The organism is Telmatocola sphagniphila (genome assembly GCF_018398935.1).
Classification (GTDB): Bacteria; Planctomycetota; Planctomycetia; order Gemmatales; family Gemmataceae; genus Telmatocola; species Telmatocola sphagniphila.
Genome location: NZ_CP074694.1, coordinates 6,115,661 through 6,128,023, shown reverse-complemented (window position 1 = coordinate 6,128,023; position 12,363 = coordinate 6,115,661). Strand labels below are relative to the sequence as shown.

At 54.5% G+C, this 12,363-nt stretch carries 5 protein-coding genes; 3 read left to right on the top strand and 2 right to left on the bottom strand.

Going from position 1 to position 12,363, the window contains the following annotated elements:
- Positions 1-37: 37 nt before the first annotated feature.
- Both KIH39_RS24470 and KIH39_RS24465 read right to left on the bottom strand, forming a co-directional pair.
- Positions 38-571, bottom strand: a complete 534-nt coding sequence (locus KIH39_RS24470) for a hypothetical protein (RefSeq protein WP_213496454.1) — start codon at positions 569-571, stop codon at positions 38-40.
- 23 nt (positions 572-594) lie between these two features.
- A complete protein-coding gene (locus KIH39_RS24465) occupies positions 595-2,274 on the bottom strand; it encodes a tetratricopeptide repeat protein (protein WP_213496452.1) in 1,680 nt (559 codons plus the stop codon).
- A 302-nt stretch (positions 2,275-2,576) separates the two neighbouring features.
- Here KIH39_RS24465 and KIH39_RS24460 point away from each other — a divergent pair, with 302 nt between their 5' ends.
- The 3 genes from KIH39_RS24460 to KIH39_RS24450 all read left to right on the top strand — a co-directional run bounded on the left by KIH39_RS24460 (position 2,577) and on the right by KIH39_RS24450 (position 12,356).
- On the top strand, positions 2,577-6,131 hold the full coding sequence (locus tag KIH39_RS24460) for a VPS10 domain-containing protein (protein ID WP_213496450.1): 3,555 nt from the start codon (positions 2,577-2,579) through the stop codon (positions 6,129-6,131).
- Positions 6,132-6,426: 295 nt separating this feature from the next.
- Positions 6,427-8,811 (top strand): arylsulfatase, encoded by a 2,385-nt coding sequence (locus KIH39_RS24455; protein ID WP_213496449.1) that lies wholly within the window; start codon positions 6,427-6,429, stop codon positions 8,809-8,811.
- A 248-nt stretch (positions 8,812-9,059) separates the two neighbouring features.
- A complete protein-coding gene (locus tag KIH39_RS24450) occupies positions 9,060-12,356 on the top strand; it encodes a transglutaminase family protein (RefSeq protein WP_213496447.1) in 3,297 nt (1,098 codons plus the stop codon).
- Positions 12,357-12,363 lie beyond the last annotated feature (7 nt).

Here is a 12,363-nt window from a genome sequence, read left to right as displayed (position 1 = left end):
GAGCGTCGGACGATAGGCGGAAAGGGACTTCCGCCTATCATTTTTTCAGCTTCGACAAATCCTGTTTGATAGAGGCGATCACTTTTTCGTTCAGTTCATCCGCCTTCAACGCATAGTTCGCAACCACTTTTCGCTTAACGAACAACAGCACAGTAACTTCCGCGTCCTTGCTCAACTTATATGCGGGAGGGCCATCGGGATCGTCGAAAACACCCACCGGCACTTTGCGTAACCCCGCTTCCTTGCTCCATTTCGAAAGAGCCTCCTGAGAAATCGTCTTCTCGCCCAGAACGGTCATCCAGCTATAAACTTCTTCATTGGGTTGCCCGGATACCCAGTTATCGAATTCAGTTAATAACTTCACCAGATTCGGTGTGAGCTTCCGGCTGAACACAATCGCTGCCGGTTTAGCATCGGTCTCGCAAATAAAGCAGGTGGGTTGGCCGGCGTTGGGTCCGGTCGCCACCAAAAAACTATAAGGTCCGGGACGCTGGCCCAACTGCGGTCCAGAGATTAAGTCGGCCGCCATTGCCATCGGCAACAGAGCCAGAAGGAAGCAATATTTCATCATGAGAAACGATCCACGAGAGATTGTTATCGATTCACCGAAGTATCCGCCGATACGGTTACCGATCGTTTCGGCAACTTGGCGGACAGGGACAGCATACTGTCTTTAGTTTTTTCGAAGACCACCGAATCGGCCCGCTGCCAGCAGCGTTGGGCGACTTTCAAATAGCGCTCGGCCTCTTCCTTGCGGTCGAGTCGATTGCACATCGCATAAAGTCCCAAGGCCGCCCTGGCACTGCCGGCATCGTGAGCCAGCGCTTCCTGAAAGGCCTCTTCCGCCGCCGGGATGTCCCCAGCCTGCAGAGCGGCGACGCCCCAGATTTCCATCAGGGATGAGCCCCGGCCCCAGGCATGGTGGTTGTAATCATCTTTGGTCTTATCCACGGCCCGCTGCAACAGCTTCAATCCGGCCTCGCCCGAACCAGTCTGGCAGAGCAGCCAGCCTTCCGCCGTGTTGAAGCGCACCTCGGCGGACTTATCCGATTTCCGTTGCTTCTGAAGATTCTGCAGCACTTCCAGTTCGGCTTTCGCTTTATCCAACTGGCCCTGCTCCAAATACAACATGGCCATCTGGTAAGCCAATTGCGATTTATCCCCCTTGCGGTTCTTCTGAATCAATTTCAACGCTTCCTCCCAATCTCGCTCGGCAATCGCCAGAGCCAGAAAATTCTGCAGATAGGACCAACCATACTTCTCGGCCTCGGTGCGGATGCTATGCGCTTCCGCGTACCGCCCCTCGTGCAATAGGCTCGTCATGCAGGTTTCGAGATGATGCGAAAATTGGAAATCATCCCGAGGATTCACATTCTGAATGCGATGATATTCTCGCTCGAGTTCCAGAGCTCGAACCGACCAGTCGCAGGTCCGGTCCCACTTTCCAATCCGCATCGCCAGATGGGCTTGCATGTGGTAGGCGTGGGCGATTTTCGGAGTTGATTCCATATAGGCGACGGCGTATGGCCAGCCGAGTGCGGGCCTCTTGAAATTTTCAAAAAAGTGAACCAGTTCATGGGCGGCCCCGGGATGCACGGGATTGTGCAAAAGCAGAGTCTTGTAATAAACCGCTCCCTCAGTTCCACCATTGATTTGTGCCCGCGCAAACCAGCCTTCCTCATCATCGCTGTAAAGCGTCAGCAGTTCATCCAAGGTGGCGGCGGCCTTTTTCTTTCGTTCATCCGGGCCGACGCCGGGCAACATCCCTTTTTCTTGCAACTTGGATGTGATTAGTAGTTGCTCGCGATGCCCGGCCTTAGGCAATAACTGTTTGGCTTTCTCCAGAGCTTTATTCGCCTCGGAATTTTTGCCCCATTTATCGAAGGCCCGCGCCAGTCCCAGATAGCCGAAGGCACACTCCGGATCGTAACTCAATGCGGTTTCAAACGAGCGAGCCGCTTCCATCCAGACATAGGAATAAAGGTAGCCCAGGCTTTGATCGATATATTTCTGGCAATCGGCGGATTTGGTAGTGACGCGATATTTGACCTTGCAAAGGTTCTCCACATACACAGCCGGCAATAATCCGGTGAGTACCATTCGTTTATCGAACTGGATGCTCGCAGCGGCGGGTGCGAAGGGATAATAAGGCGGCTGATACGCTGCAGCTTCGTTAGCTGGCTTGTTCGAAGCGGGCGGATAAGGATCGTCTGCGCGAACCGACCAAGCGGAAAGTACTAAGCTGAGACCCAACAAGCTGGTGTGTCGCAACATGATTTGATCTCAGGCGGGAGGTTGGATTAACAAGTAATATGTTAGCCGGAAATTCCCGGTCGCGTCTAGATAAAATTCATGAGGCGATTCTCATCAATTTTGCAACGGATCTCAGACCGTTCAATCGCTATATTCAATTCAATCGCTACCAAACTGAGACTGCCCGGTCTGACTAGTCGAGAAGTGCCCTGTTAGCTCTGTCATCGACGAATGTCAGTTGGTAGCATGTGCCGATTGCGTAAAATGTTATAGCATCGTATACCCCAGACCAATCCTTTTATCCTTCAACCCAGATTGAGAATATGACTCGGAGTAGAATCACTCGCACACCCTTCTTAATAGGTCGGCTCTTTTTCCTGGCCTTCCTGGCTCTGGGAATCGCGGAATTGGCTTCCCCCAATGTGTATGGGGACGATCCCAATAAATTGGCCCAGGATAAAAAGATCCAGGAGATCGAGAAAGAAATCGAACGGCTTCGCGCGGAACTGGTGAAGCTGCGTTCGGCTCCCCCGGCAGCCGACCCGATCGCCTCCTACGGCGCGGCCATGCAATGGCGCTGCGTTGGCCCCGCTAACATGGGCGGCCGAATCACCGCCATCGCCGTTTTCGAACAGGATCCCAGTACCTATTGGGCTGCCACCGCATCGGGCGGTCTGATCAAGACGGTGAACAACGGATCGAACTTCGAACACCAGTTCGATCATGAAGCCACCGTTTCCATCGGCGCGGTGGCCGTGGCCCCTTCCGATAAAAACATCGTCTGGGTTGGCACGGGTGAAGCCAATCCCCGAAACTCCGTGAGCTATGGCGATGGTATTTACAAATCGACCGACGGCGGCAAAACCTGGACCAACATGGGTCTGAAGAAGAGCTACCAGATTGGTAGCGTAGTAATCCATCCCAAGAATCCCGACATCGTTTACGTGGCCGCGTTGGGCCGTCTCTATGGCCCCAGCGAAGAACGCGGAGTTTACAAAACCACCGATGGCGGCAAAACCTGGAATCGCATCCACTATATCGACGACAAAACTGGTGCCCTGGAAATCGTCATTAAGCCCAACGATCCCGAAAGCCTGATTGTCGCGACCTGGGAACGATCCCGCGATGAGTTCGATAGCTTCCGAGGCGAGGCCAAAGGTCCGGAAGGAGCCGATGAGTACGCGCCCAACAAACTCTGGGCGCCGGGCACCGGGATTTTCCGCACCACCGACGGAGGCAAGACGTTCACCAAACTGACCAAGGGACTTCCCAAAGCGAACATGGGCCGCATCGGGCTAGAATACTCCCGCAAGAACCCCAACACAATCTTCGCTACCATCGACACCGAAAAAGCAGGGGGCGGTAATCCTCCCACACAAATTTACATGGGCGTTCAAGGGGACGAAGAATACAAGGGCGGCGCGAAACTGACCGGTATTACCGAAAAAGGACCTGCGGAAAAATCCGGATTGAAAGTCGGCGACATCATCACGAAATTCGGCGATAAGGAAATCAAAAAATACGAAGACATGCGAGCTTTGATTCCCCAGCAAAAAATTGGCGAAAAGATTAAATTGGAAGTTACTCGCGGTACCGAAAAGAAAACCATCGAACTCGTTTTGGAGGGCCGGCCGATTGAAGGCGCTCAACAACGGGGCGGAGGTGGCGGAGGCCGACGACCGGTTACCTTCGGCGTAACCAATAGCGAGCCGATGGAAGGTGGCGGTCTGAAAGTCGTCGAAGTTCGCGCGGGCAGTTCCGCGGCCAAAGCCGGCATCAAACCGGAAGATGTGATGCTCACCATCGACGGTAGCAAGCTGACCGACACCAAGAGTTTGTTCGTAACACTGGTCGGTAAAAAAGCCGGCGACAAAATCAAACTGAACTACAAACGAGGCGATAAGGCCGCGGAAGTCGAACTCGTTCTCGAAGACAACAATAATGCCCGACCGGGCCGACCCAACGCCGGTGCCGCCGGTCTTGGAGGCCAGCGTCCCAACGTTCAGGATTTCCAGGGCCCCGAAGGAAACGACACCGGTGGCATCTACAAATCCGAAGACAACGGCGAAACCTGGAAGCGCATTAACAGCCTTAACGAACGCCCCTTCTACTTCAGCGTCATAAGGCAGGACCCCTCGGATGAGAAAGTTTTACTCTCTGCCGGTGTGACCCTTTATATCTCACACGATGGCGGCGTGAAATTCACCAATGAAAATGTGAACAAGGGCGTACACTCCGACATTCATGCGATCTGGATTAATCCCCGGAACGGCAAACATATGATGCTTGGGACCGACGGTGGCATCTACGTCAGCTACGATCAAGGGGCCAACTGGGAACACCTGAACACCATGGCCATGGGCCAGTTCTATCACGTCACCACCGATAACCGCAAACCCTACCGGGTCTACGGAGGATTGCAGGATAACGGCAGTTGGGGCGGTCCTTCCGAGACTAACCGCCTGAGCGGACCGTCCAACGAAGACTTCCTCTACCTCAACGGTGGTGACGGCTTCGTGATGCGAGTGGACCCGGTCGATCCCGATATCGTCTATGCCGAAAGCCAGGACGGTATGATGACTCGCAAAAACTTGAAGACCGGAGGCGGCAATTTCATCCGTCCCCGAGCCGTGGCCAATGCGGGCAACTATCGCTTCAACTGGAACACGCCCTTCATTATCTCCGTTCACAATCCGTCGATTTTCTACTCGGCGGGCAACTACGTGTTCAAGTCGATCAAGCGCGGCGACGACCAGAAGATTTTCTCCCCGGAAATCACCCTGACCAAACGGGGCAGCGGTACCGCTCTTTGCGAATCGCCGGTGAACCCGGATATCCTCTGGGTCGGCACTGACGATGGGGCCGTGCAATTGACCAAAGACGGTGGAAAGACCTGGACGAATGTCAGCGACAAGTTCAAAGCCGCCGGTCTGCCCGGCCCGCGTTGGGTCGCCAGCATTGAAGCGAGCAAGGCTAAAGATGGCCGAGCTTATGTATGCTTCGATGCCCATCGTTCGAATGACGACGATCCTTATATCTTCGTCACCGAAGACTTCGGTACGACCTGGACCAGCCTGCGGGCTAACCTGCCAATGGGCTCAAGCCGCGTCCTCCGCGAAGATGTGACCAATCCAAACGTGTTGTATCTGGGTACCGAATTCGGGGCCTGGGTCAGCATCAATCGCGGCAAATCCTGGACGAAGATCAACGGCAAGAGCTTGCCGACGGTGGCCGTGCATGAATTTGCTCAACCGGCGGGTACCAACGATCTGGTGGTGGCTACCCATGGCCGCAGTATCTGGATTACCGACGTCGCGGCCCTCCGACAGGTTTCCGCGGAAAGCCTCAGTACCAAGACCTCGCTGTACAAACCGAGCAACGTTATTCGCTGGCAGCTCGACCTGACCAAGGAAGGGATGTTCAGCACGGGTACTCGCCGGTTCGTGGGTACCAATTCCAGCCGCTCCGCCAACATCGAATATCACCTGGCCAAGAAGCCGGAGAAGATCACACTCTCCCTGATCGACATCAACGGTAAGAACATTCGTACTCTGACTCCCACCAAGGACGTCGGCTTCAATCGAGTCTCGTGGGATCTGCGACAGATGGGGGCTATACCGCGCGGCATGACGGCCGAACAGATGGCCGGTTCGAACTTCGGAAATCGTCTGCTTGAACAGACTCCGGCGGGTAGCTACCGCGTAGTGTTGACCGTCGATGGAACTGAATACTCCCAGGTCCTCACCATCGAGAACGATCCCAACACGGGTCGGAGCGGTAATGGAGTCGACGAGTTGGCCGAGGAGCGCAAGATGCGAAAATTGATGCAGGGAACCCAGAAGGGTTACGACGATCCGATTTGGGACGACCAGGAATAATACCCAGCGAATTTTATCTGGATCCAGCTTCCTTCGATCGATGGGGGCTGGATCTTTTCGTTAATTCGCTTCGGTAAACTGTCCTTTCTTGAACGTGCATTTCTCAATATCTCGCCAGACTTTCTTCGCCACTTCATACAAAATTCGCAATAATTCCATGCCAGATCCTCAATTTCACGGATTTCGCAATCTTGCTCGAAAGTGAGTGTTTTTACTTATTTGTTATGTTACGTTGTCCTCGCATTGTCCCCGTAAAGTCGTGATTCGCAGTTAACGAAACATTGAGGACCGTACCATGCATCGAAGATTACTTCTTCCAATGGTGGCCATATCGGCACTGGCGTTTTTTTTCGGATGGTTCATCGCAACGGGGCGATGGAGTGAACTCTTCGCCAATGAAAATAACTCCTTCACTTCGGAGCAATCCGATGGAAAGCAATTGCCGAAACCAGACCCGGCCTTTCAGGGGAAGATTGGTGAGACTTACAAAGATTCCACGCCGAGTTTTCCACTACCACTGAAAGCCCCCAAGGGTGCACCCAACGTTTTGCTGATCCTGCTCGATGACGTCGGTTTCGGTATGTGCTCCACTTTCGGTGGCCCCGTCCCTACTCCCGCTATGGAAAAACTCGCGAACAATGGCTTGAAATACACTCGCTTCCATACCACGGCACTCTGCAGTCCGACTCGAGCCGCCTTGCTGGCCGGCCGAAATCACCATAGCTGCGGCACGGGCGTGATCATTGAAATGGGAACGGGATATCCCGGCTATACGGGGATTCTGCCCAAGAGCACCGCTCTGGTTTCGCAGGTACTTCGAGACAATGGCTATGCCACGGGTATGTTCGGCAAATGGCATAACACACCCGAGCCAGATATCAGCCCTGCGGGACCATTCGACCGCTGGCCCACCGGTTTGGGTTTCGATTATTTCTACGGCTTCAATCAAGGGGAAACTCACCAGTATTATCCCACGATTTATCGCAACACGACCTGGGTTCCCCAGCCGAAGTCTCCGGAACAGGGTTACCACTTCAGCATTGATATGACCGATGAAGCGATCGGCTGGATTCGCAATGTTCGAGCCGCCGATCCCGACAAACCCTGGTTCAACTACTTCAGCACTTCCGGCGTTCATGCTCCTCACCATGCACCGAAAGAATGGCGGGATAAATTCGTCGGCAAGTTCGATTACGGTTGGGACAAACAGCGCGAATTGATCCATGCCAAGCAGTTGGAAATGGGCATTATCCCGAAGGGAACTTTGCTCACGCCTCGACACAAGAGCATACCATCCTGGGAAGAACAACCCGCGGATGCCAAGAAGGTTTACACGAGGCTCATGGAAAACTATGCCGCCTACATGGCCTTCACCGATTTTCAGGTCGGTCGTCTGTTGGATAGCCTGGAAGCATCCGGCGAACTGGAAAATACTCTGGTCATGTACATCGTCGGCGACAACGGCGCGAGTGCCGAAGGTGGTCTCGAAGGAACCTTCAGCGAAATCGCCAGCTTAATGGGAATTCAATTGGGATTGCCGAGTCTGATTAAGAAACTCGATGAGATTGGCGGCCCTTTAAGTGAGCCTCACGTTCCGGTCGGTTGGGCCTGGGCAATGAATGCTCCGTTCAAGTGGACTAAACAGGTAGCTTCCCACTTTGGTGGAACGCGAAATCCGATGGTGGTGAGCTGGCAAAAAGGTATTAAAGCCAAGGGAGAAACCCGCACGCAGTTCCATCATGTCATCGATGTCGTGCCCACTATTCTGGAAGCCTGCAAAATACCGGAGCCGAAATTTGTGAATGGCATCGAACAAAAACCGATTGAAGGGGTCTCGATGGTCTACACCTTCGAGGATGCTCAGGCAAAAGGCCATCGGACGACTCAGTATTTCGAACTCGCGACCAATCGGGCGATCTATCACAATGGGTGGGTGGCCTGCAGCCAATACGGACTTCCCTGGGAAACCGCAGGGAGAGGCGAAGGCTTCGTGAATGCGCCTTGGGAACTTTATAATATCGAGGAAGATTTCAGCCAGGCGAAGGATCTGGCGGCGGCCATGCCAGAGAAACTCAAAGAGTTGAAGGATCAATTCCTCGTTGAAATAAAGAAGTACAATGTCCTTCCGCTCGATCCTCGCTTCTCCGAGCGTATGGATCCCAGTATGCGAGCGGCAGGTCCACCAAAAACCAGCTGGACCTACTTCGGTAATAATGTCTGGCTGCCAGAGCCAATTGGCCCCCAGCTCTTCCCCAGACCCCATTCACTGACTGCCGAATTGACCATTCCCAAAGGAGGTGCCGAAGGGGTGATAGCTTGTGTTGGCGGACAATCCTGCGGCTGGTCGCTCTACATCAAGGGGGGTAAGCCGGTCTTCCATTACAGCTTCTTCGAAATCGCGGATATCACCATAACGGGTTCCGATGCGATACCCGAAGGAAAAATCGTTCTGAAAACCGAATTTACGCCGGAGGGATCGAAGGAACTTGGCGGTACAATGAAGATGTTTGTTAATGGCAAAATGACAGCCGAGAGCAAAATTAAACGATCCACATTCCGTCACGGCTTGGAGCCTTTTGAAATCGGTCGAGATTCGATTACACCGGTCTCGCCGGATTACAAATCTCCCTTCCCCTTTACGGGTACAATCGACAAAGTCACTTTTGCACTGACCAAGTAAAGCTCAGAATCTCTACTTCCGGGGGCTAGTCCATAATTAGCCTCTGGACATGAGATGAAGCGTAAAATTTCAGCCGGTCCAGGATGAACGGCCGGTCTTTCCGAAAGTACCATTTGTACAACGTGTTACTTTCATCAATTCCCCCCGATGTTCGCTTATTGCCCAAGTGTTTCTGATACAATCGCTGTAGCGCGGGTAAACTCTCCTCGTTCCGCGACGACCTTGTTTCGCTGAATCGGGTATCGGGCATGTCTATTCGAGTTGCGCTTAATCATAAAACTTCTTACATCTACGACCGGCAACTGACCTTGTTGCCGCAGGTGATTCGTCTGCGCCCAGCCCCGCATTGCCGAACGCCCATCCTGAGTTATTCGCTTAAAGTCCGCCCCGACGGCCACTTCCTGAACTGGCAGCAGGATCCTTATTGCAATTACCTGGCACGGGTGGTCTATCCCAAACCCGTCCGGGAGTTGATCGTCGAAGTCGATCTGATCGCCGAGATGAACCCGATCAATCCCTTCGATTTCTTCGTCGAGTCAAGTGCGGAGCGATTTCCGTTTGAGTACGACGAGATCACCGCCAAGGAACTGATCCCTTATCTGGAAGTGCTGCCCGCCGGACCGCGTCTGATCGCTCTCGTGGAAGAACTTAGACGGGACAATCCGAAGACCATCGACTATCTGGTCGAGATCAATCAGCATCTGAAAAATCTGATCGGTTACACCATCCGCCTCGAACCCGGCATCCAAAGCTGCGAAGAAACGCTGGAGAAAGCCACCGGTTCCTGCCGTGATTCGGCCTGGCTGATGGTGCAGGTCGTTCGCCGTCTGGGGATGGCGGCCCGTTTCGCCTCCGGCTATTTGATTCAGTTAACCGCCGATATCAAATCGCTCGATGGGCCTTCTGGAACAGAGAAAGACTTTACCGATCTTCATGCCTGGGCCGAAGTCTATCTTCCAGGCGCGGGCTGGATCGGCCTCGATCCGACCAGCGGCCTTTTGTGTGGCGAGGGACACATTCCACTGGCCTGCACGGCCGATCCGCAGTCGGCCGCCCCGATTACCGGCGCTGTGGAATGGGAAGGAGAAGATGAACTCAAAACTCACTTCGACGTCCAAATGTCGGTCACCCGGATTCACGAAGATCCCCGGGTTACGCTGCCTTATACCGACCCCCAATGGCAAGAGATTGAAGCGCTGGGACAGAAGGTCGATACACTGCTGCATGCGGGGGACGTTCGGCTTACGATGGGGGGCGAACCGACCTTCGTCGCCATCGACAATCGCGATGCCGAAGAGTGGAACACCGCCGCACTGGGCGAACACAAGCGCGAACGTGCGGGCGTGTTATTTCGACGACTCCGGGATCGATTCGCACCAAATGGATTGCTGCATTTCGGTCAAGGCAAATGGTATCCCGGTGAATCGCTGCCGCGCTGGGCTTTTAGTTGCTACTGGCGAAAAGATGGGGAACCCATCTGGCACAACCCCGAGTTGATAGCCGAAGATAATTTCAATTATCGGGTAACCGCCGTTGAATCGAGTAAATTCATCCGTACCTTGGCGGATCGATTACACGTCAACCCGGACCACGCGTTACCGGGCTACGAAGACACCTGGTACTACCTCTGGAAAGAACGTCAGTTACCGATTAATGTCGATCCCCTGAAGAATAAACTCGACGACCCCGAAGAACGTCGACGGCTCGCCGCGATATTTGAAAAAGGCCTGAATTCGACAGTGGGTTATGCCCTCCCCCTGCGAAAAGAATGGGAAGGCCAGGATCGCTGGAAGAGCGGCCAATGGTTTCTGCGCCGGGAACATCTGTTTCTGATCCCCGGGGATTCGCCAATGGGCTATAGACTGCCGCTGGACTCCCTGCCGTGGGAAGCGCAGGGAGATCGGGATCTCTTTTTCGAGTCCGACCCCGGCCTGCCCCGCCCTCCCCTACCGACCAAGGACTCCCGGCAGCGCAGACAGGAGGCCAGTCGCATTTCGAATAGTGGCCCCCTTCGCGATGGAGCTCGTACCCTATCGGACTCGAGCATCATTCGTTCCGCCCTTTGTGTGGAATCGCGTCAAGGCCGCTTAATGGTGTTCATGCCGCCTCAACGCAGCGTGGAAGACTATCTCGATCTGGTCGAAGCCATTGAATGGACGGCGGAAGAGCTCAAAATTCCGGTGCAAATCGAAGGCTATAAGCCGCCGGTCGATGCCCGACTCAGCCACTTCAGCATCACTCCCGATCCAGGTGTCATCGAAGTCAACGTGCAACCGGCCAGCAGTTGGGGCGAGTTGCGTACGATCACGCACACGGTTTATGAGGAAGCACATCAGAGCCGTTTGAGTGCGGAAAAATTCATGCAGGATGGCCGGCATACCGGCACCGGGGGCGGCAATCACTTCATCATCGGCGGGGCAACGCCCAGCGATAGCCCACTGTTGCGTCGGCCCCACCTGCTCCGAAGCCTCGTGAGTTACTGGCACAATCATCCTTCGCTCTCCTATCTGTTCTCGGGAATGTTTGTCGGCCCGACTTCACAGGCTCCCCGTGTCGATGAGGCGAGAAACGACAGCCTCTACGAACTGGAAATCGCTCTCGGCGAAGTGCGGCGGAACACACACGTGACCCCCTGGCTGGTCGATCGCATCTTCCGTCACCTGCTCGTGGACGTTACCGGAAATACGCATCGGGCGGAGTTCTGCATCGATAAGCTCTATTCTCCCGATTCCGTCACCGGACGATTGGGGCTGCTGGAGTTGCGGGCTTTCGAGATGCCTCCGCATTATCGCATGAGTCTGGTCCAGCAGTTACTATTGCGCTCCCTGGTAGCTCGATTCTGGGAGAAACCTTACGAGCAGAAACTGGTTCGCTGGGGTACGGAACTGCACGACCGCTTCATGTTGCCGTATTTCGTTCAACAAGATTTTCGCGATTTGATCGAAGACTTGCGGAATGCCGGCGTGCCGTTGAAGGCGGAATGGTTCGACCCACACTATGAATTCCGCTTTCCGCAGGTGGGCGAAATCGTCGGTGCGGGGGTTGCATTAGAATTACGGCATGCGATTGAGCCCTGGCATGTCCTGGGCGAGGAAAGTTCAGCCGGGGGCACAGCCCGTTATGTCGATTCTTCTTTGGAGCGGATGCAAGTTAAAGTGAACGGCCTGATCGATCGCCGTCATGTCATCGCCTGCAATGGCCGGGCAGTTCCGTTGCATCCGACCGGGGTGAACGGCGAGTACGTTGCCGGGATCCGCTACCGAGCCTGGCAGCCGCCTTCGTGTCTGCACCCGACGATTGGCGTTCATTCCCCCTTGGTCTTCGATGTCATCGATACGTGGAACAATCGGGCCATCGCGGGTTGTACTTACCACGTCAGCCATCCGGGCGGCCGGTCATTCGAAACGTCCCCGGTAAATTCGTTGGAGGCCGATGGTCGGCGCGCCGCGCGATTCCTGGCTCAGGGGCATACCGCCGGGAAGGTTGTCCTGTCCCCTGAGACGAAGACCTGCGAATCGCCATTTACACTCGATCTCCGTAAATAAGCAGTCT